Consider the following 25622-nt stretch of genomic DNA (forward strand, 5'->3'; position numbering starts at 1 on the left):
CACCTTCCGCCTGTCGGCGATGCTGGGGGCGGTGTTCGTCATCGGGCTGATCGCGATGCTGGGCGTCGTCTATTTCGCCGCCGCCCGCGACCTGACCGCGCGCAGCGACCGCATCCTGCACGCCGTCGCCGAGCGACTGGCGCGGGTGCCCGCCGACCAACTGCCCGACCGGGTCCGGTACGAGCTGAGGCGGAACCGGACCGGCTTCAACTATCTGGCGCTGATCGCGGGCGACGGTACGCCGGTGCTGGGCAATGTCCGTCTCCTGCGGCCGCTGGTCCCCGGCCGTCCCGTCGACGTGGAGAGCGGATCGCGCGGGCCGTTCCGCCTGGTCGCGTTCCGGACGCGCGACGGCGAGACGTTGCTGGTCGGTCGCGACATCAGCCTGCTGCGCGTCCTGCGCCATACCATATTGGAGACGCTGATCGTCAGCGGCCTGCTGATCCTGCTCTGCGTCGGGGCGGCGGCGGTCGGGTTCAGCCGGGCCCCGCTCCGCCGCGTCCGGGCGCTGCAACGCGCCAGCCGGGAGATCGCGGCGGGCGACTTTTCCGTTCGGATGCCAATCGCGGGGCGGCATGACGAACTCGATCAGTTCGCCAATACGGTGAATGCGACCGTCGAGGAGGTCGGCCGCGTCGTCGCGCAGGTGAAGGGCGTGACCGATGCGATCGCCCATGACCTGCGCACCCCGCTCACCCGCGTCCGCGCCACGCTGAACGCGCTCTCCCACCGGCCGCATGACCCGGCGGAGGTGGCGGCGGGCATCGGTCGGGCGACCGCCGACCTGGACCTGGTCCTCGAACGGTTCGCCGCGCTGTTGCGCATCTCCGAGCTGGAGGCGGGGCGTCGACGCGCGGGCTTCCACAGGATCGACCTGGCCCTGCTGGTCGCGCAGGTCGCCGAGCTGTACGAGCCGCTGGCCGAGGACCGCGACATCGCCCTGTCGGTGGCGACCCGGCCGCTATGGGTCGAGGGCGACGACCGGTTGCTGTTCGAGGCGCTCAGCAACCTTCTCGACAATGCGATCAAGTTCGCGCGCCCCGGCGGGCGGGTCGGCATCGCGCTGAGCGAGGACGATCACGGCCCGGCCATCGAAGTCCGAGACGACGGCCCCGGCATTCCGCCCGAGGAGCGCGATGCAGTCCTGCGGCGTTTCCACCGGGGTATGGCGGCGCGGGACGTGCCGGGCAGCGGCCTGGGCCTCAGCGTCGTCGTCGCGATCCTGAACCTTCACGGCTTTCGCCTGCACCTGTCCGACGCCCGGCCCGGCCTGTGCGTCCGGATCGCGTTGCCCCGGTCGGTGTGAAATTCATTTAAGTCGCGTGCGCGCCCGATCGGCGCGAAGAGGCTCCCGTCGGCGACGCGGCCGCGGTCCCCACCCTCTTCCCCCGCGCCGTCGCCGACACCCTGTTCGTGTCCGACACCGGGATGCCCATGCTTCAACTCGTCAAGCTCGCCCTTGCCAAGCCCTATAGCTTCGTCGTCCTCGCGATCCTGATCGTGCTGGGCGGCGGGATCGCGGCGGTGGAGACGCCGACCGACATCTTCCCCGACATCCGCATCCCGGTGATCGCGGCGGTATGGACCTATCGCGGCCTGCCGCCCCGCGACATGTCGGGGCGCGTCATCTATTACTATGAGCGTTCGCTGTCCGCGACGGTCGGCGATATCGACCATATCGAGAGCCAGTCGCTGTCGGGCGTCGGGATCGTGAAGATCTTCTTCCGCCCCGGCGTCGACATCCGCACCGCCACCGCGCAGGTGACGGCCGTCTCGCAGACCGTGCTGAAGCAGATGCCGCCGGGCATCACCCCGCCGCTGATCCTGAACTACAACGCCTCGACCGTGCCGATCCTGCAACTGGCGCTGTCCGGCAAGGGCCTGTCCGAAGAGAAGATCTACGACCTGGGCCAGAACATGATCCGTCCGGCGCTGGCATCGGTCCAGGGCGCGGCGATCCCGTCGCCCTATGGCGGCAAGGAGCGGCAGATCCAGATCGACCTCGATCCCGCCGCGCTTCAGGCGCACCGGCTGTCGGCGACCGACGTCGCCAATGCCCTGGCGCAGCAGAACCAGATCATTCCCGCCGGGACCGCCCGGATCGGCCGCTACGAATATAATCTGCGGCTGAACAACAGCCCCGACGCGATCGAGGACCTCAACGCCCTGCCGATCCGGACGATCGACGGGACCACCGTCCTGATGCGCGACGTGGCGCATGTCCGCGACGGATCGCCGCCGCAGCGCAACGAGGTCCGGGTCGACGGCGCGCGGTCGGTGCTGATGACCGTGCTGAAGAGCGGGTCCGCCTCGACCATCGCCATCGTCGATCGCGCCAAAGCGCTGATGCCGCAACTCGAAGCGACCCTGCCCGCCGGACTGGACGTCAAGCTGCTGTCCGACCAGTCGGTGTTCGTGAAGGCGGCGGTGTCGGGGGTGATGCGCGAAGGCGTGATCGCCGCCGCGCTGACCAGCCTGATGATCCTGCTGTTCCTCGGTTCGTGGCGGTCGACGGTCATCATCGCCGCCTCGATCCCGCTCGCCATCCTGGCCGCCATCGCCGGGCTGGCGCTGGCCGGGCAGACGCTCAACATCATGACGCTGGGCGGGCTGGCGCTGGCGGTCGGCATCCTGGTCGACGATGCCACCGTCACCATCGAGAATATCAACTGGCATCTCGAACAGGGCAAGCCGGTGCGCGACGCGATCCTGGACGGCGCGCGGCAGATCGTCGGCCCCGCCTTCGTCTCGCTGCTGTGCATCTGCATCGCCTTCGTGCCGATGTTCTTCCTGCCGGGCGTCGCGGGCTTCCTGTTCGCGCCGATGGCGATGGCGGTAGTGTTCGCGATGATCGCCTCGTTCATCCTGTCGCGCACGCTGGTCCCGACCATGGGCAATTACCTGCTGCGCGACCATGCGGGGCCGCACACCGCCGAGGTGATGGTGACGCATGACGCCCAGGCCGGACGCCCCGAGAGCCGCAACCCGCTTCGCCGGTTCCAGCATGGCTTCGAGCGCCGGTTCGAGGGGGTGCGCGGCTATTATACCGGCCTGCTCGCCTTCGCGCTGGCCCGGCGGCGGCCGTTCGTCATCGCCTTCATGGCGGTCGTCCTGATGTCCTTCGCGCTTGTGCCGATGCTGGGCCGCAACTTCTTTCCCGCGGTCGATGCGGGGCAGATCAGCCTTCACGTCCGCGCGCCCGTCGGCACCCGGATCGAGGAGACGGCGGCGCTGTTCGACCATATCGAGAACCGCATCCGCCAGGTCGTGCCCGCCGACCAGATCGATACCATCGTCGACAATATCGGCCTGCCGGTCAGCGGCATCAATCGCGCCTATTCCAACACCGGCGGCGTCGGTCCGCAGGACGGCGACATCCTGATCACGCTGAAGGAAAGCCATGGCCCGACGGCCGGGTTCGTGAAGGCCCTGCGCGAACAGCTTCCGCACGACTTTCCGGGTTCGTCCTTCTCCTTCCTGCCCGCCGATATCGTCAGCCAGATCCTGAACTTCGGCTCGCCCGCGCCGATCGACGTCCAGGTCGCGGGCCCCGACACCAAGGGGGGCGAGGCCTATGCGCGGATGCTGGTCGCGAGACTGTCGCGGATTCCGGGGCTGGCCGATGTCCGGCTGCAACAGGCGTCCAACTATCCCGAATATGCGGTCGATGTGGACCGTGCCGAGGCGAGCCGCCTGGGCATTACCGAGAACGACGTGACGCGCAGCCTGTCGGTCAACCTGGCGGGCAGCGCGCAGGTCGCGCCGACCTTCTGGCTGAACCCCAAGAACGGCGTGTCCTATCCGATCGTGGTCCAGGCACCGCAATATCGCGCCGACACGGTCGAACAGATCGACAATCTGCCGATCACCGGCAGCACTCCGGGCAGCTTCCAGACGCTGCGCGCGCTGGGCACGCTCCACCGCGAGCCGAGCCCCGCCCTCGTCTCGCATTATGCGGTGCAGCCGGTGTTCGACGTCTATGCCACGCCGCAGGGTCGCGATCTGGGCGCGGTCGCCGCCGACATCCGCCAGGTGCTGGCGCAGACCAGGGGCCAGTTGCCCAAGGGCGCGACGGTGGCGCTGCGCGGACAGGTGGAGACGATGAACACCGCCTTCACCGGCCTGATCCTGGGCCTCGCCGGGGCGGTCGTGCTGATCTACCTGCTGATCGTCGTGAACTTCCAGAGCTGGACCGATCCGCTGGTGATCGTCTCCGCCCTGCCCGCCGCGCTGGCCGGGATCGTGTGGATGCTGTTCGCGACCCATACGCCGCTCAGCGTGCCTGCGCTGACCGGGGCCATCATGTGCATGGGCGTGGCGACCGCCAACAGCGTGCTGGTCGTCAGCTTCGCGCGCGAAAGGCTGGCGGCGTGCGGCGATGCCGTCCAGGCGGCGATGGAGGCGGGCGCCACCCGGTTCCGCCCGGTCCTGATGACCGCGCTGTCGATGATGATCGGCATGGCCCCGATGGCGCTGGGGCTGGGCGAAGGCGGCGAGCAGAATGCGCCGCTCGGCCGCGCGGTCATCGGCGGCCTGCTCTGCGCGACGCTCGCCACGCTCGTCTTCGTCCCCGTCGTCTTCGCCATCGCGCACCGCCGCCGGACGGCCGCCCCCCCTTCCCCTGCCATGCCCATCGGAGAAGCCATCCATGCATGAAGCCGCCCCGGCCCCCGCTGTGTCGGCCGACACCCCCACGCCCAAGGGCCTGAAGACCGCAGGCCTTGCCGCCGCCGTGCTGGCGATCGGCATCGTGGGGGTGGGAACCCTGTCGCGCAGCCATGACGTCGCGTCCGCGGCCAGCTGGTCGACGGCCAATGCCATTCCGACCGTCCACCTCGTCACCGTCAAGGGCGGCGCGGCGAGCGACGCGCTCGACCTGCCCGCGACGCTCCAGGCCTGGGAGGCCGCGCGGCTCTTTCCGCGTGTCAGCGGCTATGTGCGCCGCTGGTCGCAGGATATCGGCGCGCATGTCGCGCGAGGGCAGGCGCTGGGCGAGATCGACACGCCCGAACTGGACGAGCAGATCGGGCAGGCCCGCGCCGCGCTCGCCAGCGCCCTGGCGCATGAGAAGCTGGCGCGCAGCACGGCGGCTCGCTGGGCCGACCTGCTGACCAGCGCCTCGGTTTCCCGGCAGGAGGTCGACGAGAAGAATGGCGATCTGGCGGTCAAGACCGCCGGGGTCGCCGAGGCCCGCGCCGCGCTGTCGCGGCTGGAGGCGATGAAACGCTATGCCGTGGTGCGCGCGCCCTTTGCCGGGGTGGTGACCGCGCGCAATGCCGAGGTCGGCGATCTGGTCGGCCCCGGCGCGGCGGCGCAGGCTCCCATGTTCGGGGTAGCCGACACCCACCGCATCCGCGTCTATGTCAACGTCCCGCAATCGCTGTCCGCGACGATCCGGCCGGGCATGACCGCGACGCTGAGCGTCCCCGCCTTTCCGGGGCGCCGCTTCCCCGCGACGGTCGCGGGGCTGTCGAGCGCGATCGATCCGCAGTCCGGCGCCTTTCGCGTCCAGTTGCTGGCCGACAATCCCGACGACCTGCTGAAGCCCGGCGGCTATGCCCAGGCGCGGTTCGACCTGCCCGGACAGGCCGGAACCGCAATGGTGCCCTCCAGCGCGATCCTGTTCGGCGCGGGCGGGGCGCAGGTCGCCACGGTCGATCCGCATGGCCGCATCGCGATGCACCGGATCCATATCGGACAGGACAATGGCCCGACCGTCCAGATCCTGTCGGGCGTGACCCCCGGCGAGCGGATCGTCGACAATCCTCCGGACTCGCTGGCGCAGGGCGAGCTGGTGCGCGTGGGGGACGACCATCATGGCTAAACCCCGCGCCCGCTGGCTGTCGGGAGCGATGCTGGCGCTCCTCGGCGGATGTTCGATGGCCCCCGCCTATCGCCCGCCGGTCATGGCTGCGCCCGCGGCGTACAAGGAAATGCCGACGACGGGGGATGGCCTGTGGAAGCCGGTCGATGCGATCGCACCCGCTCCGGCGGCGGCATGGTGGACGGGCTTTGGCGATGCGCTGCTCGATGAGCTGGAGGGGCGGATCGAGCGCGACAATCCGACGCTGGCGGGTGCGCTGGCCCGCTATGATCTCGCCCGCGCGACGCTGGCGGGGGCGCGGTCGGGGCTGTTTCCGCATGTCGAGCTGACCCCCGGCCTGCTCCGCAACCGGCAATCGGACGAACGCCCGTTGCGGGGCGGATCGCAGCCCGACTTCTACACCGCCGCGACGCTGGGCGGCGACCTGTCCTATGAGGCGGACCTGTGGGGCCGCGTTCGCAATTCGGTGGCGTCCGGCCGCGCGCTGGCGGAGGCGAGCCGGGACGATCTGGCGGCGGTCAAGCTCGCGCTGCAAGGGCAGCTGGCGACCGATTTCGTGCAGTTGCGGGGACAGGACCAGCAACTTGCGCTGCTGGCCAAGACCATCGACGCTTTCGCCAAAGCGGACGCGCTGACCCGCAACCGCTTTCGCGGCGGCATCGCCACGGGGATGGATGTCGGCCGCGCGGGCGCGCTGCTCGGCGAGGCGCGCGCCCAATATGCCGCGCTGGAGGCGTCGCGCGCGGTCACCGAACATGCGATCGCCAGCCTGGTCGGACAGCCTGCCTCCACCTTCGCCATCCCGCGCCGCGACGCACCGCTCGCCCAGCCCGCGATACCTGTCGGCCTGCCCTCCACGCTGCTCGCCAACCGGCCGGACGTCGCGGCGGCGGAACGGCGCATGGCGGCGGCCAATGCCCGGATCGGTGTCGCGCGGGCGGCCTTCTTCCCCCGGATCACGCTGGGCGGCACGGGCGGCTTCCAAAGCACCGCGCTGGCCGGTCTGGTCGCCGCCCCGAACCTGTTCTGGGCGATCGGCCCCGGCGCGATCCTGAACATCTTCGACGGCGGGCAGCGTCGCGCCGATCTCGCCGCCGCGCGCGCCGCTTGGAAGTCGGCCATGGCCGACTATCGCAGCCATGCGCTGGGCGCGTTCCAGGATGTCGAGGATGCGCTCGCCACGCTCCGCCACCTGGACGACGCCCAGACCGCGCAGGCCCAGGCGGTGGCCGCCGCCGCCAGCACCGAGCAGATTGCGCTGGACCGGTACATCAAGGGGGCAGCCACCTATCTCGACGTCGCGACCGCACAGGAGAGCCTGCTCCGCGACCAGCAGAGCGCCTTGTCCCTGCAGACGCAGCGGCTGGCGGCCAGCGTCGCACTGGCACGCGCCCTGGGCGGCGGGATCACCCCGGCTTCGGTCCGACCGGGCTAATAGGTGACCGTGACGACGACGGTGTCCGAATAGAGGCCGGGCGCCGGGGTCGGCTGGGGCGGCACGCGGCCATGGATCGCCTGCGACTGCGCCAGCCCGGTGCCCGTGGCCTGGAGAGCGCCATCCCAGCTCGACGACAGCGCCGCGTCGCGGAACAGCCCATAGGCGATGAAGCTCCCCGAAGCGCCCCGCATGCGCCGGACACCCGACGTATCGGCATTGCGCCCCGTATCGAGCCGCACCGCATAGGCGGTCTGGTTGGTGCAGGTCAGGGTCAGCGCGCTTTGCGCCGTCACCGGCCGGGACAGCACGCCGGTCGTCGGGAAGGACAGCGGCGTCGCCGCCACGGTGCAGCCCCTGGACGGCGATGCGCTGACATCGAATGTCGGGCGGATCGAGGCGGAGCCCGCAAAGCCGGTGCAGTTGCTGCTCGCGCCGATCAGTTCGACCCCATAGCTGAACTGCGTGGCGTTGCCGATGAAGCTGGAGCGATAGCTGCCCGGCACCACCGTCGTCTGGCCGCCGAACAGCCGCGCGTAGAGGGTGCGCGTCGCCGACCCCGCCCCGTTGAGCGCGACCGACACGATGATCGCGGGCACGCTGCCCAAGGTCGGATTGTCGAGCGACCCCCATGCGACCGATCGCGCCGCATCCTGATACAGCTGATAGCGCAGCGTGCCCGCCGTGCCGGTCATCAACCGGGCCGACCCATCGGTGCCGCCGCTGCCCGCGCCGATGCCGGGACAGACCTTGACCACGCTGAGCAGCGGGATGCCGGTGCACGTCACCGACACCGTCCCCGTCACATCGACCGGGCCGCTGCCCAAGAGCACCGGGCTGCCGAAATCGATCGTCGAAACCGTCGCCGAACAGGTCTGCGCCTGCGCGGTGCCGGGCATGACAAGGAGCGCCAGGGCGGCGAGCAGCGCCAGGATCAGGGGCTTCATGGGGTAGCACTCCCGATCGGCAGGCAGACGGCGCGGACTCGGACCTGTTCGCCCGGTCGCGCCGCAAAGGCGAAGCGCGCACGGCAACGCCCGCCATCGGGGTCGGTGACGACCACCTCGTTCCGAGCGTCGAGCGCACCGAGAAAGGCGACCCCGTCATAGCCGATCGCCTCGTCGGGCGCGCCCTCCCGCGCGATGCGCGATCCCAGCGGCAGCAGCCGCCCTTCCCCATCGACGAACTCGACCAGCGCGGTATCGGTCTCGCGCGCCACCCCGAAGGCGACTCGGGCGGGCACGCGGGAAAAGGCCACCGCCTCGGCATGGGTCGAGGCGATCCGCGCATCGACGGGCAATGACGAGGGGTCGATCGAGATGGCGCTGGGCTCGAACGGCGCGATATCGGGGACCAGCAGCTTGCCCGACGCGCCGGTCGTCCCGACCAGCCGGTTCTCGCGGTACACGCGCACCCCGCTCGCCCCCGCATCGGCCACCGCGAAGGACTGGTCGAGCCGCCGGGCCGCATAAAGGTCGCCGCCGATCAGCGCCACGGCCCCCTCCGCCTGCAGGGTTCCCGATACCCCGCCCCCGGCATAGAGGCCCGTCGCCTCGAACTGCGCAAAGCCGGTCGTGTGGCGCAGGATCGCATGTCCCGCCCGTTCGCGGCCATCGGCGACGCGCACCGACCATCCCCAGGAGCCCGGCTCGTGCGCGCCTTGGCGCGACATTTCGGCATAACCCGATACGCGCCCCTGCGAAACCGTCGCACCGGTGGTGATCGAGGCGCGTCGTCCGAACGGCAGGCTGGCGCCGACGAACAGGCCGAAGCTGCGATCGCCGCCCAGATCGGCCACGGCATTGGCGAACAACGACAAGCGCCCGACATTGGCGGTCGAGGACAGGCTGGCCAGCCGATAGCGATCCCCCGCCGCCGATTTGGAATTGACGAGGCTGATGCCGATCGACGCCGAGGTTGCCTGGATGGGAAGCGACAGCGAGAATTGGTCGATCTCGCGCGGCGCGCCGAAGATGCGGCGATCGCCCGTCAGGACCGGACCGAAGGATGCCGTGCGCGACGCCAGGTCGGCATAGCCGCCGATCGTCCGCATCGAGCGCAGAAGGACCGAGAAGCCGGGACGGCGCGCCTCCAGGCCGATATCGACAAGCCCGCCGGTCCGCCCACCGGCCTGGCTGATCGCGCCCGCGACCGACAGCAGCGCCCGGTCGCGCAGCGTCACGACGCTCCCCGCGCCGATCTGGAGGAGGCCCGCGCCAGCCTCGAGATGCGCCTGGAGCGTCCACCGGCTGGAGATGCCGCGCCGCGCCGATGCCGAGGCGATCAGCCGCCGGTCATAGTCGTTCGACACGATCGCATAGCTGCGCCGCGCAAAGCCGATCTCGGCGCTGAAGTCCGTCAGCCCCTCCGCCAGCAATTGCGGCGAGGCATAGAAGGGCGCGGTCGACACCGTCTCGCGGCCCAGCGCGTCGCGGACGACCACGGTCGCGACGCCCGCGCCCTGCACGACCGGCGGGTGCATCACGGCATAGGGCCCTGCGGGCACGCGCGCCGACAGCGTGCGCACCCGGTCGATGAACAGGTTGAGGGTCGAGGGGGCGGCCGCGCTCCCCGCCAGGCGCGGGATCGGCATGGTGACCAGGTCGGGCCGCATGCCGAACGTCCGCTGGATCTGAAGGCCGCCCATCCGGATCGGCCGGGTCCAGCCATGCCCGCCATTGATCGTGTCGCCCGCGCGCAGCGTCACCAGACGCGACGGATCCTCATAGCTGTAGGTGGTCGACAGTCGCGTGACGCGCGGCCCGCTGGACAGCAGCGCGACGGCGCTGTTCTCGATCAGGCCGAACGTGCCGAATATCCGCGTCCCGAACGCCCCCGATGCGCCCGTGAAGCGGGGACCGACCGCGCTTCGGTCGCCGCTGGCGAACAGCGTATAGTCGAGCACCACGCCCGGCGGCGGACGATCCGGAACCGCCCCGCCGCGACCGTTTCGCCCGCCATCGATCAGCGTCGGCCGCTCCGCGGTCGGCCCCGCGACCAGCCACATGATCTGCCGCATCTCCTCATAGCGATACCGCAGACCGGCGATACGCTCGAGCGGCACGTCGCCCCGATCGACCTCGACGGGCAGCGCGACGCCCACGGTGCGCAACTCGGTCGCCGGGGCGCTGAAGCCGCCATCCGGGCGCTGGGTGAACGACGCGACATAGCCGGTGGGACGGTCGTTCAGATAGACCTCCAGCTGCAACGCCTGTTCCTGGCGGCGGGGGTCCACGTCGACACCTACCCGCAGGCTGCCGTCATCCTGTGCCCGTGCCGGATGGGCGCAGGACAGCGCGGCCAGGATCGTCCAGCCCAGCTCACCGGCGCGGCTGGGACGCAAGGGAGACCTCGATCGGGCCGCCATCGGAAACCGCGCGCATCCGCACATCGGCGCCGTTCGGAACGCTGGTGCCGGGGTTCAGCGGGATGCGAAGCTCGGACCCCGCCAGGACATAGCCGACCAGCCCCGCCCGCGCGAGGACCTGCTGGCTTCCCGCGATCAGTTGCAGGTCGGCCAGGCGCAACCGCCGATTGCCCGTATTCCGCCCGACCAGCGCCGTGGCGCCCCCCGAACGGTCGATCCGCCAGCTGACATCGGGCATCCGGCGGGGAATGTCCGAGAAGAAAGCCGGGATCGACTGGCGGACGACTAGGTCGACGGTGCCCGGCTGCGCCCGGCCCGGATCGGGCACCTCGTCGATCAGGACGCGGTAGGCCTCCTCGCCCACCGGCGGCGCCTTGGCGGTGCGCACGACGCGGATCAGATATTGCTGCTGCGGCGCCAACGTCGAAAAGGGCGGACTGGCGACGACGTCGCTGGTCGGCGTCAGCACGTCCGCGCCGTTGCGCGAGGTCCATCGCATCACGCGGACCTGGACCCGTACCGGCCGCTGCTCGGCATTGCTGAGCGTCAGCGCGGTGGTCCGCGCGCCGGGCAAAGGATCGATGGCGACCGGCGCGACCCGGATGTCCGATGCCCGGCCGATCGCCGGAACCGTCAGCAGCATGGCGGCCGCCGCTATGGCGCGTCTCATGGGCGTTCCTCCTGCCGGCAGCTCAATAGGTGACGGTCACCTGCACGGTGTCGGTATAGCTTCCGGCCGCCGGGGTGGTCTGCGGGGGGACCCGGCCATAGACGGTCAGCGTCTGCACCGCGCCATTGCCGATCCCGGCCAGCGTATCGGTGCCCGCCGTGTTGCCCCAGATCTGCGAGCGTGCAGGGTCGCGGAACAGCTCATAGACCACCGTCGCGCCCGCGCCCGAGGTCATCCGCCGCGCCGTCACCGTCGCGCCCGCCCCCGCGCCCGCGTTCAGGCCGATATTATAGGGCGTCGTGTTGGTGCACTGGACCCCGATCGTGCTGGTCGAGGTGATCGCGGTCTGGATCACGCCGGTCGCGCCGAATGCCAGGTCGCTTGCCGAGGTCAGCCGGCACTCGGCCTGGATCGTCATCGTCACCTGGAACTGCGTGCTTTGCTGCGCGGCCGAGGTCGCGGGGATCACGACGCAGCCAAGCGCTGCGATACCGATGGCGAGATAGCGTTTCACGATGCGGTGCCTCCAGATCACGCCTCGTCAAAGCGCGATCGCCCGCATCGGCTGCTATAGCTTCGAAATCGGAAGCAAATTCCCGATCATGGGTTAAAGCCCGGAGCGTGCGGGCCAATTGCGACCGGGAGCGTGGCACAAGATCGGCGCGCGGCTAGGCGAATTTGGCAGATGGCACCCATGCAAATGTCAACCTTAACTGACGACGGCATCACATTAACCATAATCTGCATAGGATTGCAGGGCTAGATCATTTCCCTTTTCAGAATACGATCCGCCAATATTGGCTTATGACGCCCGCCCAGAGACAACTGGCGTTCTCCGAAGCGGCAGCCGGATGCTCTTCCTCGGATGGACCGGCCTCTGCGCGGAAGGCGAGCGACTTTGCCCCCTTGATAGGACTCGACGACCTATGTCGCTAGAGGCGTGGGTCATCGCACATGTGCAGCCCCCGATAGGACCGAAGATTGCGGAGGCTTTTCCTCCAGCAGGTTCTGCGTGAAATAGTCACGGAACTTGCGCCAGAAGAAGGGTTGATAGACCGAATGCCGGGTATTGGGCAGGATGACGAGATCCACGTCCCGGCCGGCATCGATGATCGCCTTGGCAAGCCGCAGGCTTTCGGTCACGGGCACATTGTCGTCGATATCGCCATGGACGAGCATCAGCTTGCCCCGCAACTGGCCCGCAACCGTCATATTGGAATTGCGCTCCCAGGTGGCGGGATCGGCATTGCCCATCGATGCTTCGGGCCACCACGCCTTGTCGAGCCGCAGGTCGTGATTACCCGACCAAGCGAGGCCGACCTTGAAGAAGTCCGGCCGCCGCAACATGAAACGCGCCGCGTCATAACCACCGGCCGAACCGCCATAGACGCCGACCCGCGATGCATCGAAGGACGGATAACGCGCCGCCATCTGGCGGATCATCGCGATATGATCGTCAAGGCCCACCTCACCCAGATTCTGGTAGGATGAGGAGCGGAACGCCTTGCCCCGCCGCGACGTCCCGCGCCCGTCGATCATGACGACCACCGCCCCGATCTGCGCCACGCTGGAGGAGCTGGCTGAGATCGTGTCGCGCCATCCAATCGGGACCTGGGTCGTGGTCGGTCCGGTATAGACATTGTCGATAACCGGATACCGCCGACGCGGGTCGAAACCGATCGGGCGATAGATCATTGCCCGCAACGGTGTGTGACCATCGGCGGCAACACCGTAAAAGGGTTCGGGCATCTGGTAACCGATCGCGCGCAATGCGCCATCGTCGGCCTGTCCCAACTCGGCCACGATCCGGCCATCGGCGGCATCGCGCAGGACGGTCCGGGTGGGCTGGGTCGGGCTGGACATCGCATCGACGAACCAGCGTCCATCATCCGACACCGTCACCTCGTGATCCAGTGGCTCGGGCGTCAGCAACCGGGGCGCCGTGCCGTCCATCGTGACGCGGTAGAGCGCGCGGTCATAGCGGTCACGATTCGCCTCGCGCCCGACCCCGGTGAGCAGGATCGTATGCGAGGGCGCATCGACATGCTCGATCCCCGTGACCTCCCAGGCACCACGGGTCAGCGGATAGCCTTGATCCGGTGAATCAGGGCGGACGAGATAGAGTTGAGCCCAGCCGCTCCGCTCCGAAACATCCAGTTCCCCACCCAATTCCGGTGCGGAACGGAAGAAGCTGGACGTGACGAAAACCAGCGGATCGCCCTTTTCCCGTGCGACCAGGCGTGCGGCACCCGTGGCCGGATCCGCGTTATAGACGCGAAGTTCGCCATAACCGCGCTGGGTCCAGACCGAGCGGACATGATCCCCTTCCCAGCTGAAGTCAGGGTCCTGAGGATAAAGGATCGACTCGCCAGGAATATCGAGCGGCACCAGCCTGGCGCGGCGATGCCGCATCGCCTGCTCGATATTGACCACCAGCAGTTGCGCCTGAGGCAGCTTGGCCCCGCCCGCCAGCGGATAGATATAGTGGAAGGATCGCGGATACAGGCTGCCGGGCGGATTGGCCTGGGTGATCGACAGGCGCGGCACATCCCGCGTGTCGAGCCGCCAGGTCACGATACGCCGGCTATCGGGAGACCATTTGACCGACACTGGCATGGGCGGCTCTTCGTTGCCCGCCTTCAATATGTCCGGCAGCATCGCTATGCCGCGCCCATAGGGCTGGTCCCGCGTTCCGTCGCTGGTCAGCCGCACCTCCCGCCCCGACTTCCGCTCGCGAGCATAGAGGTCATAGCCATGTGCGACGACCTCGAACCGCCCATCGGGAGAAACGACGCCCTCGCCATCCGGCGGCCCCTCGATCGCTTCGCTCAGTCCGCCGTCGGGCGCAAGCGTCCAGCGGCGATCCAAATCGGTGAAGCTGAGAACACCGGTCGTACGATCATAGCTCGGCTGCTCGATCGACAGCAGCAGCGGATCGACGGGTTTGCCGACCTTCGCCGCAAGCAGCGTCGCCAGCCGCGCTTCGTCGATGATCTCGCGGCGTACGTGGCTGTTCAGATCGAAATATTGCAGCATCCGGCGTCCCTGGATGCCGGTCCGGTACAACAGTCCCCCTCCCCCGTCGGTGAACACCGCACGAAGCGACGCGTTGGCGAGCAGGGCCGGCAATTGGGGCCAGAGCAGGCGGTCGGCACGGGCATAGCGCAGGGCGATGGGTGCGGGCGGCGGGGCGGCAGACGCGTCGACCGGCTCGACCGAGGCCGCCGATGCGCCGCGAGACCAGACAGGCGCGGTAGGCACAACCAGCGCCAGGATCATGCAGGCCGTCAGCGAACGTACGCCGTGAACGGTCCTCCACTGTGACATAAACATAACACCGCCCCTTTTTCGTCGGTGCGTCGCTTGACTCACTCCGACGACTATATTTTGTATACGAAATAAGAATTGAGGGGGCAATAGACATGATCGATCGTAAAAGGGCGTTGCGCGCTGCATTGATGTTGGGATGCGCGTGTTTCGCACAGCAATTGTGCGCGCAAACGGGTCCGCGTACCGACGTGGAGAACCAAGCGAAATCCGACGCCGACGACAGCACCGGCGAGGTGCTTGTGACCGGTTCGCGCATCCGCCGCGATGCCAAGGACAATCCTGCACCCGTCGCCGTTGTCACCGCGGCCGACATCCGGACGGTCGGGTCGCAGCAGATTTCCGACGTCGTCAACCAGCTTCCCGCGCTGGCGATCACGCAGACCAACCAGACCAGCAATCTGGCGGGCAATGCCGGCATCAACGCACTCGACCTGCGCGGCATGGGGACGCAGCGCACGCTGGTGCTGGTCGACGGACATCGCCAGGTCCCGGCCATTCCGGGCACTTCGGCGGTCGATCTCAGCAATATCCCGTCCAGCCTGGTCGAGCGTGTGGAAGTCGTGACCGGCGGTGCCTCCGCGCTCTATGGCGCGGACGCCGTGGCGGGCGTCGCCAATTTCATCCTGAAGAAGAATTTCCAAGGGCTGGAATCGAACGTCCGCTACAACGCGTCGACCCGCAACGACATGAACCAATATGGGTTCGACCTGCTGGCAGGCAGCAATTTTGCCGATAACCGTGGCAATGTCACTTTCTACGCCTTTTACGACAACCAGCCTGGACTGGTGAGCGGCGCGGACCGACCTTGGACGGCACAAGGCTATCCTTATTACGCGAAGACGAAGAGCGCGTCGAAATACACCATCTATGACGGCAACTATAATATTTACTCGTCCGACTCGGCCCAGGTGATCCTCAACAAGCAGCTTTACGCCATCGGGGCCAATGGAGCGCTGCGCGCACCCAATCTCGGACCGCAGGGGATCCTCAACCCCAGCGAAGTCAACATGACCAATACCAGCGAGGCCTTGGGCACGCTGCTCGCGGGCGACGGAAGCGAATATCACGGCCGCTACGACGGCTGGCTGCTCTCGGTGCCCTCGGAGCGCTTTTCGACGCGCGTCGCCAGTCATTATGATTTCAGCGAGGCGTTCAAGCTGTTCGGCAATGTCAGCTTCTCGCGCAACTACAGCACTGCGGCCTATTCGCCGCTGACGGGCTTTGGCTATGATGCGGTTCCGGCCGACAGTCCCTATATCACCGCCCAGATGGTGGCGGCGGCAGGCGGCTCGGTCCCGACGGGCGGCGTCAACTTCGCCCGGCGCGTGATGGAGGTCGGCACGCCCGAAACCCAGTATCGCCGCAAGACCATCCAGGCCGTCGCGGGCGCCGAAGGCGATTTCCGGCTGCTGGCGCATTCATGGAACTACACCGCCTATTATTCCTATGGCCGTTCCGAACAGCAGGTCCGCGACTTCAATGCGACCTCCTACGCCCGCTGGTATCTGGGGCTGGATTCGACGACCGATGCGCGCGGCAATGCGATCTGTCGCAGCACCCTGACCAGCCCGAATGACGGGTGCGTGCCGATCAATCCGTTCGTCACGCTGACCCAGCCGATGATCAACTATATCCAGTACACGTCGAGCTGGGCGAAGTCGGCCATGACCCAGCAGGTCGCCTCCGGCTATATCTCGGGCGGGCTGTTCGATCTGCCCGGCGGCGCGGTGCAGGCGGTCATCGGCGCCGAATATCGCAAGGAACGCAACGATATCGGCGTATCGGCGGAATATAACGCCGACAGTCCCCGCTACGATCCGACACTGGGCGTGACCCAGATGCCGCTGATCGGCAAATATACCGTCAAGGAAGCCTATGGCGAAATCCATGCGCCGATCCTGCGCGACACCGCCTTCTTCAATAGTCTATCGATCGACGGCGCGGTGCGCCTGTCGGATTACAGCACGGCAGGTCGGACCACGACCTGGAAGCTCGGCGGCGAATGGGCTCCGATCCGCGACATCCGCTTCCGCGCCACCTATGGCCAGGCGGTGCGCGCGCCCAATATCGGCGAGTTGTTCACGGCGAGCAGCATCGGCGGCCTGTGGGTGACCGATCCCTGCAACGCCTATAATCTCGCCAACCGTATATCGCGTACGCAATATACTGCGGCCAATTGTGCCGCGATCAAGCCGACCGATCTGAGCAATTACTGGATCTACCGCGATATCATTTCGAAGGGCAATCTGGCGCTAAAGCCCGAAACCGCCCGGACCCTGACCGTCGGCACCGTCATCGAACCGCGCTTCATTCGCGGCTTGTCGCTGACCGTCGATTATTACGATATCGACCTGCGCAACGCGATCGACGCCTTCGGCGCGCAGACCATCATCAACAAGTGCGTCGACCAGCCGAGCCTGAGCAACGTCTTCTGCTCGCTTGTGACGCGCGACGCGGGCAACAACATCAAATCGGTCATCACCCAGAAGCTGAACCTGGCGCAGTATCTGACCCGCGGCATCGACTTCGGCCTGAACTACGCCACCGATCTGGAACGGCTGGGCCTGGGCGCAGGCGCGGGCAACCTGTCGATCAACGCCAACTATACCCGTCTGCTGAACCGTCGCTACACGCTCGATCCGAGCGATCCGAACACCATCACCGAATATCGGGGCGTCTTCGGTAGCCCGACCTGGAAGGGCGTGATCCGGACCAGCTATTCGCAACCCACCTGGGGCACGACCTGGACGCTGCGCCACTTCTCGCCGATGAAGGCGTCAACGACGATCACCGCGGCCAAATATGACCCGGTCTTCACCCCGAACGTTTTCTACAACGACTTCTTCGGATGGGTTCGCCTAAACAAGAATATCGAATTGTCGGGCGGCCTCAACAATGCCTTCGACCGCAAGCCGCCGCGCATCCCAGGCGCCGAGGCCGGCGGCGCGAATTTCGAGCTGAGCTATCAGGCCGGCGTCTATGACGTGATCGGCCGGACCTTCTTCGTCGGATTGCGCTTCACACGCTGAGGTTGTCAGGCAGGCGGGCGATGTGGCGTTACACCCACATTGCCCGCCTGCCCTTTGATTTGCGACCGTACAGGGCGGAACGGGAAAGTCCCGAAACCATATCCTCACCCTTACGACCGCGCCCGAGCAACCACCGGATAAGCCACGCGAAACCCGATATGCGAGGTCGGCAGATCGTGTTCCTGGGCCTGATAGGCGGCGGGGCGGAAATTGGCGCAATAGTTCATCGCGCACAGATAGCTGCCGCCCTTCACCAGCCCCACATCGCCCTCGCCCGCCACCCATTCCCAGACATTGCCGACCATGTCGTAGAGCGTCAGGTCATTGGGTTCGAAACAGCCGACCGGGGCGATCCCGGCATAGCCGTCCTCGGCGGTGTCGCGGATCGGGAAGACGCCTTCCCACACATTGGCGCGCGGCTTGCCATGGTCGAAGGCCCATTCGACCGGGTCGCGCGTGGCATTCTGATTGCCCCGCGCCGCGCGTTCCCATTGCGCCGTGGTCGGAAGCGCGCCGCCGACCCAACGGGCATAGGCGGCCGCATCGTCGCGGTCGACATGGACGACCGGCTCGTCCGCCCGGCCGGTCAGGTCGCTGCCCGGCCCCATGGGATGGCGCCAGTCCGCCCCCTTCGTCCAGCGCCACCAGCGCGAGGCGTCGTCGAGCGATACGGCCTCGGTCGGGGCGACGAACAGCGCGGATGCGCCTTCGCGCTCGGCCCGGGTGCGATGGCCGGTCGCCGCGACGAAGGCGGCGAACTGGCGGTTGGTGACCTCATGCGCGTCGATGCGGAACGCCGCCACCCGCACCGCCTGCCCCGGACGCTCCGCGCCGTCCTCGCCCAGCAGGACGGTCCCGGCGGGCACCGTGACGATTGCGTCCTGGCCGAGACAGCGATGCATCGGCGCGGGGGCCTGCGCGCCCAGCGTCGCGGTCGCCGCCACGGCCAGCAGCAACGCCGCCCCTATCCTCACGGCCGCGCCGCCGGGGCGGCTGCGGCCTCGGTCCCGGCGGGCAGCGGCACCACGCCCTTCGCCTTGGCATAGCGATCATAGGCCGCCACCAGATCGGCCAGCCGCGCGGGCTCGGCGGCGGACAGGTCCTTCGTCTCGCCGGGGTCGGCCGCGATGTTGAAGAGCTGCCACCGCCCGGTGCTGACCCCGCCGCGTGTGTAGCGATTGGTCGGCGCGGGCAGATACACGACCTTCCAGTCGCCCTTGCGCAACGCCCGGCGGAAGAAGAGTTCATAGCCCAGCGCCTGGTCCGGGCCGCGCACCCCCGCCGCATCGGCCGCCAGCACGGGGCGCAGGCTGTGCCCCTCATAGGGCAGGATCGGGCGACCGGCGAACGCGCTGGGCTGGCGCAGCCCCGCATAGTCGAGCAGCGTGGGCGCGACGTCGCGCACGTCCAGATTGGCATTGGCGATCCGCCCGCCGCCCTTCACCCCGCGCCCGGCGGCAAAGGCGCTGACCCGGATGCCGCCCTCGGTGGTATAGCTCTTGACCAGCCAGGACGGGACCGAATTGGCCTGGGCCCAGCCGGGGCCATAGCCGACATAGCTGCTGCCCTTGCCGATATTGCCCAGGCTGTTGTCGATCCCCAGCGCCTCCGCCGGGGGCAAGGCCGCATCGGGCGAACCGACCTTGAAGCGCGGGCTGGGCGCGTGGATGTCGTTTCCTTCGGGGCCATTGTCGGCGAAGAACAGGATGATCGTATTGTCGAGCCTGCCTTGCGCCTTCAGCGCGGCCAGGACGCGGCCGACATTCTGGTCCATCCGGTCGACCATCGCGGCATAGACCTCCATCTTACGCGCCTCGACCGCGCGCGCCTCGGCGGTCAGCGAGGCCCAGGGCCGCGCGAGTTCCAGCGTGTGCGGCACCGCGTCGGCGGGAACCAGCCCCAGTGCCTTTTGCCGCGCCAGCCGCTCGCTCCGCAGCGCTTCATAGCCCGCGTCATAGCGGCCCTTATATTTGGCGATCGTCTCCACCGGGGCCTGGAGCGGCCAGTGCGGCGTGGTGAAGGGGAGATAGGCGAAGAAGGGGCGCCGATCCCCCGACCTGGCCGCCGCGTCGAGATAGCCGATCAGCCGGTCCGCGAAATAATCGGCGGAATAGGTGCCCTTGGGCAGCGCGGCGGGCTTGCCGTCGTCGCGATAGCTGGGGGCGAGGCCCGCCCGGGTCCAGGCGTCGTTCTGGTCCTCGCCGAAATGGTTCGACAGGCCCTGGAGCAGCGCGAAGCTGTGCTCGAAGCCCCGCGCGGCGGGTTCGCGCTCCGGGGTCAGGCCGAGATGCCATTTGCCCGCCATCAGCGTCGTGTACCCGCCCGCGCGCAGCAGCTCGGCGATCGAGGCGACGCGGTCGTTCAGATAGCCCTCATAGCCCGGCCGTCCGCGCGTTTCCGGCCCCAGCAACTCGGCCATGGTGCCGAGCCCGGCCTCATGATTGTCGACCCCGCTCATCAGCATCGAGCGGGTGGGCGAACAGGTGGGCGCGGTATGGAAGCCGGTGAAGCGCACCCCCGACAGCGCCAGCGCGTCGAGGTTGGGGGTCGCGATCTCACCCCCGAACGCGCCCAGATCGGACCAGCCCAGATCGTCCGCGACGATGACCAGGAAATTGGGCGCATCCTTCGCCGCCTGTTGCTGGGAGGGCTGTTGCTGGGAGGGCTGTTGCTGGGAGGGCTGTTGCGGGGCGGGTGCGACCGGTGCGGCCTGTTGGGCCGCCACCGGGACAGGCGTGGCTACCACAAGCGCGGGGATGGCGGACGCCATAAGTCTCAGGCCGATCATATCTGCTCCCTTTGGGCGACCATGGGCGCGGCCGCATGCCCGGCATAAGGCTCTGTGCGGTCGCGACAATGCTAGTTTACCTACTCAACGGGTAGGAATTAATTGGCGCGCCGCCCCCGTCGCCGCTCGCAGCAAGCCCCTTGACACCATCCGCGATGTCATACCGTATATGAAATTGAGGTGACAGCGATAGGCATGGGCACACCGTATCAGCGGGCGTCACACGGGCCGATCGTGGTACACCCCATCAAAGGCGGCACGACAGAGGCCACCCTAAATTCGCAGCAGGAACGGGAGCATAGCAGGACCAAAAAAGGGGAAAGATCATGGTTTATCGACCGAGCCGGTTGCGAAAATGGGCGCTGACGGGGGCGGCCATCGGGTCCCTGATCCTGGCCATCGACGCCCAGGCGCAAACCCAGTCTTCGGGCGGCAGCGGCGCCGCCGAGACCGCCGATGGCGATGCGACGGGTGCGAGCGACGGGACGATCGTGGTGACGGGATCGCGCATCCGCCGCAATCCGCTGGACCAGAGCGCACCGCTGACCGCGATCGACGGCGCGGACATCGCGCGGACCGGCCTTTCCTCGATCGGCGACGTGCTGCAACGCCTGCCCGGTGCGGCGGGAGGGCTCAATTCCCGCTTCAATCGGTCGGGCAATAACGGCAACCCGCCCGATGGCGGCGGCGTCGGCGCGGGGTCGGCCGAGATCGACCTGCGCTATCTGGGCAGCCGCCGCACGCTGGTGCTGGTCGACGGCCTGCGCTTCATCAACGGCAGCGCGGCGAGCGGCATTCCCGGCGCGGTCGACCTGAACGCCATTCCCGACAGCATGATCGAACGCGTCGACGTGCTGCGCGACGGGGCGTCCACCATCTACGGCTCGGACGCGATCGCGGGCGTCGTCAACATCATCACCAAGAAGCGCCAGAACGGTTTCCTCGCCACCGCGCAACTCGGCGGATATGACAAGGGCGACGGCGTCACCCAAAATTACCAGTTGAGCTGGGGCCATCGCACGGAGGACGGTCGGGTCTCGGTCGTTGCGGGCGCCAATTACATCAACCAGGGCTCGGTCTTCGCGGGCGACCGCCCCTATTATGCCTTCCCCGATCCGGGTGCGACCGCCTGCTCCAGCAGTTGCAGTTCGGGCACGCCCAATGGCCGGTTCATCATCAACAATCCCGTCACCGGCGAGGCGATGAACCTGACGCTTAAGAGCAATCCGCTGACCCGGCCGCGCTTCGATCCGTCGGACCCGACCGGTGCGAACAGCGATTTCAAGTCCTTCACCGTCGCCGACCGGTTCAATTTCCGCCCCTATAACTATTTGCTGACCCCGCAGGAGCGATTCGGTGCCTTCGTCAACTTCACCGGTCAGTTGGCGGACAATGTCCGGCTGAGCACCAAGTTGATCTACAACCGCCGCACCTCGGACAACCAGGCGGCACCGCTGCCGCTGTTCGTCGGCCCCGATGCGGGCAACGGCAATCTGCTCGACACCATCTCGATCGACCGGACCAATCCGTTCAACCCGTTCGGCGTGACGCTGAGCGCGGGCAATAACGGCACGCCCGCCAATTACGGCTTTATCGGGCGGCGCTTCGTCGAAAACGGACCGCGCCATTACAGCCAGCGGGTCGACACCATGTATATGTCGAGCACGCTGGACGGCCAGATCCCGATCGGTGCGGGCACCTGGTACTGGGACGCCAATGTCATCTATGCCGAGAACCATGCCAAGCAGGTGGCGCACGGCAATGTGAACGCCGCCAACCTGGCCCTGGCGCTGGGGCCGGTGGCGAACTGCACCGGCGCGTGCGTGCCGTTCAACATCTTCGGCGGCGCCGGTTCGATCACCCAGGCGATGATCGACTATGTGACCTTCACCCAGCGCGACCGGTCCGAACAGACGATGACCGACGCGACCTTCAACCTGACGGGCACGCTGTTCCAGCTTCCCGCCGGACCGCTGGGGCTGGCCACGGGATATGAGTTCCGCCGCCAGACGGGATCGTTCAACCCCGACCCCATCGTCGCGGCCGGACTGGGGTCGGACATTCCGGCCCAGCCGACGGCGGGTGCCTTCGACGTCAACGAGGTTTACGCCGAACTCAGCATCCCGGTGCTGAAGGACGTCCCCTTCTTCCGGCTGCTCGAAGGGTCGTTCGCCGCGCGCTATTCGGATTACTCGACCAGCGGCAACCGCACGGTGATGAAGGGCGGGCTCAGCTGGAAGCCGTTCGAGGATCTGCGCCTGCGCGGCACCTGGGCGCAAGGGTTCCGCGCCCCCAGCATCGGCGAGCTGTTCGGAACGCCGTCGCGGTTCGACGGCACCGTCATCGATCCCTGTTCCGGCATCGCCAGCCTGCCCTCGACCAGCACGGTGCGGCAGAACTGCGTCGCGCTGGGCGTGCCGGTCAACTATGTCCAGAACGGCCTGCAATTGCCGATCCTGACCGGCGGCAACCGCGCGCTGAAGCCCGAAAAGTCGGAAAGCTGGGTGCTGGGCGCCGTCTATAGCCCCAGCTGGGCGCGCGAGGCGGGCATCGCCAGCCAACTGAGCCTGGAGGCCGATTACTACACCATCCGGGTCGATGACGCGATCGCCTCGGTCGGGGCGGACGTGCTGCTGGCGAACTGCATCAACCAGCGCGATGCGGTCAGCTGCGGCGCGATCACCCGCTCCTCGACGGGCAGCGGCCAGATCACGCAGATTCGCGGGCTGCTCCAGAATATCGCCTCGCTCAAGAGCGAGGGGATCGACATCACCCTGCTCTATCGCAGTCCGCGCGTCGGGGCGGGCACGTTCGGGCTGAACTGGGCCAGCAACGTCCTGCTGGAATATTCGACCACCCTGCCCACCGCCACCGGCAGCGCCAAGCTGGAGCGGCAGGGCACCGAACGCGGCGACCAGGCCTATCCCCGCTTCAAGAGCGTCGCGACGATCGACTGGTCGAGCGAAACGTTCCTGGCGTCGCTGACCGGCCGCTATATCGGCAAGGTAATCGAGCCCGCCTATGCCAATCGCGAGATGAAGCCGATCCTGTATCTGGATGCGCAGGTCGGCTGGACCCTGCCCTGGATGTCGCAGCGTATGACGCTGACCATGGGGGTCAACAACATTTTGGGGAAGAGAGCGCCCGACTGCCTGAGCTGCGGCGGGTTCGATCCGACCACCTATGACCTGCCGGGCCAGTTCGGCTATGCCCGCCTGGGCTTCAAATTCTGACGTGACGGTGGCCGGGACGCATGTCCCGGCCGCTCACCCGCGCGTCGAGGCGTCGGCCGGTCGGCCCGTCAGGCAGAGAGGCGTTCAATCTCGTCCAGGACGTGCCGGGGATCGAACGGCTTGGCGAGGAACACCGATCCGTGGGGCAGGTCGGCTATCGGCGGATGCCCCATGCCCGACACGATGATGAGGATCGCCAGCGGACAGCGGTCGCGCACGACATGCGCCAGCTTCACCCCGTCCATCGTCCCCGCCATCTGCACATCGGTAAGCACGATGCGGATGAACGCGTGCGCGGCGAGGATCTCGGCCGCCGTGTCGGCATCCTGCGCCGCGAAGACCTGAAAGCCGCGATCCTCGAAAAAGTCCGCCAGGTCGTGGCGGACGAACGGCTCGTCCTCGACGATGAGGATGCTGCGCGGCAAACTGGCCTGTCCCATATCAGCCGTCGATCAGCTCGCCAGTGTCGGCCAGCGGCGCATCGATCCGGAACACGACCCCTTCGGGCGGAAAGTCGAGCACCGTCCTGCCCCGGAAATAGGCGCCGAGCGAGCGTTCGATCATGCGCGATCCAAAGCCGCGCTGTGAAGGGCGGACGACCGGCGGCCCGCCCCGTTCCTGCCAGCGCAGATGGAAACAGGCGCTGCCCTGCGTGCCGCTGACCTGCCATCGCAAGGTCACCGATCCCGTATCGTTGCCGAGCGCGCCATATTTGGTCGCATTGGTCGCCAGTTCGTGGAAAGCCAGGGTCAACGCCAGCGCGACATGCGAGTTCAATCGGATGCGCGGACCGTCGATCGCGATCCGGTCCCGCATCCCGGAGACGGCCGACAGCCCGGCCTCGATGACATCGTGAAGCTCCGCCTGCTGCCATGCGGTGGTCGTCAGCACATCGGTCGCCCGCCCCAGCGAGGCGAGCCGCGAGGAGAAGGCGGCGGAGGCCTGCTCGATGCTGTGCGCGCCGCGCAACGTCTGATTGGCGATCGACTGGACCAGGGTCAGCACATTCTTCAGCCGGTGGCTCAGCTCGCCGTTCAGGAGCTTCTGCTGCTCGCGGGCTTCGTACAGCGCGGTGAGGTCGCGCGACACCGACAGGATGCGCGCCGGGCGGCCATCCGGGCCGGGGATGGGCGAGACGGAAACCGACCACCATTTGGGAACGCCGATATAGGTGTCCGCAGGCGTCTCGAAATGCGACGAGCGCCCCTCGGCCGCCGCCTTCAGCGCCGCGCGGGCCTGGACCGGGCCGTTGCCCTTCAGGAAATCCGCCCAGGGACAGCCACGGACCGCGTTGAAGTCGCTGATGTCCATCACCTTCATGCCGCCCTCGCTCATGAAGGTCAGGTTGCCGTCCAGGTCCACGACCTTGATGCAGTCGGTGGACGCGGCCAGGACGCTGGACAGGAACACCTCGCGCTCCGCCGAGGAACGCTCCCGCTCGACCAGTTCGGCGTTCAGCGCCAGCGACCGCCGCAGCGTGTCGCGCAATTCGCCGGTCATCATGACCATGCCGATCAGGATGAAGAGGAACACCGCCGCCGCCGCCCATTGATTGTCCGGCAGCCAATAGGGGTTGGCAGCATTGCCGATCGACAGGGCACCGGCGACCGTGGACACCATGCTGGCGAACAGTCCCGCGCCCAGCCCCAGGACCAGCGCCACGCCGATCGTGGCCGGAATGAAGAGCAGCCATGGCAGTTCGTCGGGGATGATGAGGATCCGCGCGATCGCCACGAATGCGACGACCAGCGCCGCCAGCGTATAGCGCGTGAAACCCGACACCCGGTCGGTCGAAAGACCAGATGATGATCCGATCGAAGATGCTGCCTGGCTGTGTCCTGATCATTCTGCCACCCGAAAGCGGGACAAGGCCCCCCGGCCCGTCCCGCCGCCTGCGCTAACGTAGATCATTAAAAAGACAAATGCCCGATGGGTTTGTCCAGCCA

Annotated in this window: 15 protein-coding genes; 6 read left to right on the top strand and 9 right to left on the bottom strand. The window is 67.7% G+C overall.

The genetic code is table 11. The annotated features are described in order from the left end of the window. Positions 1-19 precede the first annotated feature (19 nt). The 4 genes from QE385_RS03500 (at position 20) to QE385_RS03515 (ending at position 7259) form a co-directional block, all read left to right on the top strand. Positions 20-1306 carry a HAMP domain-containing sensor histidine kinase gene (locus QE385_RS03500; RefSeq protein ID WP_307099123.1) on the top strand — a complete coding sequence of 429 codons (1287 nt, stop codon included), beginning with the start codon at positions 20-22 and terminating at the stop codon, positions 1304-1306. A 128-nt stretch (positions 1307-1434) separates the two neighbouring features. Next, positions 1435-4656 carry an efflux RND transporter permease subunit gene (locus tag QE385_RS03505; RefSeq protein ID WP_307099125.1) on the top strand — a complete coding sequence of 1074 codons (3222 nt, stop codon included), beginning with the start codon at positions 1435-1437 and terminating at the stop codon, positions 4654-4656. Further along, the gene (locus QE385_RS03510) at positions 4649-5824 is read left to right on the top strand and encodes an efflux RND transporter periplasmic adaptor subunit (RefSeq protein WP_307099127.1); all 1176 of its coding nucleotides are present in this window, start codon (positions 4649-4651) and stop codon (positions 5822-5824) included. The genes QE385_RS03505 and QE385_RS03510 overlap by 8 nt, the downstream gene beginning before the upstream one ends. Beyond that, positions 5817-7259 (top strand): efflux transporter outer membrane subunit, encoded by a 1443-nt coding sequence (locus tag QE385_RS03515; RefSeq protein WP_307099130.1) that lies wholly within the window; start codon positions 5817-5819, stop codon positions 7257-7259. The genes QE385_RS03510 and QE385_RS03515 overlap by 8 nt, the downstream gene beginning before the upstream one ends. Here the strand turns inward: QE385_RS03515 and QE385_RS03520 are convergent. From QE385_RS03520 to QE385_RS03540, 5 genes are all read right to left on the bottom strand, one after another. Continuing rightward, positions 7256-8206, bottom strand: coding sequence for a spore coat U domain-containing protein (locus QE385_RS03520; RefSeq protein ID WP_307099132.1), 951 nt, complete (start codon positions 8204-8206; stop codon positions 7256-7258). The genes QE385_RS03515 and QE385_RS03520 overlap by 4 nt on opposite strands. Continuing rightward, positions 8203-10602: a fimbria/pilus outer membrane usher protein gene (locus QE385_RS03525; RefSeq protein WP_307099134.1), complete on the bottom strand. Its 2400-nt coding sequence runs from the start codon at positions 10600-10602 to the stop codon at positions 8203-8205. The genes QE385_RS03520 and QE385_RS03525 overlap by 4 nt, the downstream gene beginning before the upstream one ends. After that, positions 10580-11296 carry a molecular chaperone gene (locus QE385_RS03530; protein WP_307099137.1) on the bottom strand — a complete coding sequence of 239 codons (717 nt, stop codon included), beginning with the start codon at positions 11294-11296 and terminating at the stop codon, positions 10580-10582. The genes QE385_RS03525 and QE385_RS03530 overlap by 23 nt, the downstream gene beginning before the upstream one ends. Before the next feature lie 22 nt (positions 11297-11318). Then, on the bottom strand, positions 11319-11810 hold the full coding sequence (locus tag QE385_RS03535) for a spore coat U domain-containing protein (RefSeq protein WP_307099139.1): 492 nt from the start codon (positions 11808-11810) through the stop codon (positions 11319-11321). Between the two features lie 431 nt (positions 11811-12241). Then, the gene (locus QE385_RS03540) at positions 12242-14557 is read right to left on the bottom strand and encodes a DPP IV N-terminal domain-containing protein (protein ID WP_307099142.1); all 2316 of its coding nucleotides are present in this window, start codon (positions 14555-14557) and stop codon (positions 12242-12244) included. Positions 14558-14865: 308 nt separating this feature from the next. Here QE385_RS03540 and QE385_RS03545 point away from each other — a divergent pair, with 308 nt between their 5' ends. Next, complete coding sequence (locus QE385_RS03545; protein ID WP_307099144.1) at positions 14866-17655, top strand: TonB-dependent siderophore receptor; 2790 nt, start codon at positions 14866-14868, stop codon at positions 17653-17655. A gap of 110 nt (positions 17656-17765) precedes the next feature. On the opposite strand, the gene QE385_RS03550 is transcribed toward QE385_RS03545, so the two are convergent. Beyond that, positions 17766-18611, bottom strand: coding sequence for an SUMF1/EgtB/PvdO family nonheme iron enzyme (locus tag QE385_RS03550; protein WP_307099146.1), 846 nt, complete (start codon positions 18609-18611; stop codon positions 17766-17768). A gap of 14 nt (positions 18612-18625) precedes the next feature. After that, entirely contained in the window at positions 18626-20443 is a 1818-nt protein-coding gene (locus tag QE385_RS03555; protein ID WP_307099147.1) for an arylsulfatase, read from the bottom strand. Positions 20444-20769: 326 nt separating this feature from the next. Here QE385_RS03555 and QE385_RS03560 point away from each other — a divergent pair, with 326 nt between their 5' ends. Then, positions 20770-23676 carry a TonB-dependent receptor domain-containing protein gene (locus QE385_RS03560; protein ID WP_307099149.1) on the top strand — a complete coding sequence of 969 codons (2907 nt, stop codon included), beginning with the start codon at positions 20770-20772 and terminating at the stop codon, positions 23674-23676. 68 nt (positions 23677-23744) lie between these two features. On the opposite strand, the gene QE385_RS03565 is transcribed toward QE385_RS03560, so the two are convergent. Next, positions 23745-24116, bottom strand: a complete 372-nt coding sequence (locus QE385_RS03565) for a response regulator (RefSeq protein ID WP_307099151.1) — start codon at positions 24114-24116, stop codon at positions 23745-23747. Position 24117: 1 nt separating this feature from the next. Then, positions 24118-25458, bottom strand: coding sequence for a sensor histidine kinase (locus QE385_RS03570; protein ID WP_307099152.1), 1341 nt, complete (start codon positions 25456-25458; stop codon positions 24118-24120). Positions 25459-25622: the final 164 nt, after the last annotated feature.

The sequence above is a fragment of the Sphingomonas sp. SORGH_AS_0950 genome (assembly GCF_030818415.1).
In the GTDB taxonomy this organism is placed as follows: domain Bacteria; phylum Pseudomonadota; class Alphaproteobacteria; order Sphingomonadales; family Sphingomonadaceae; genus Sphingomonas.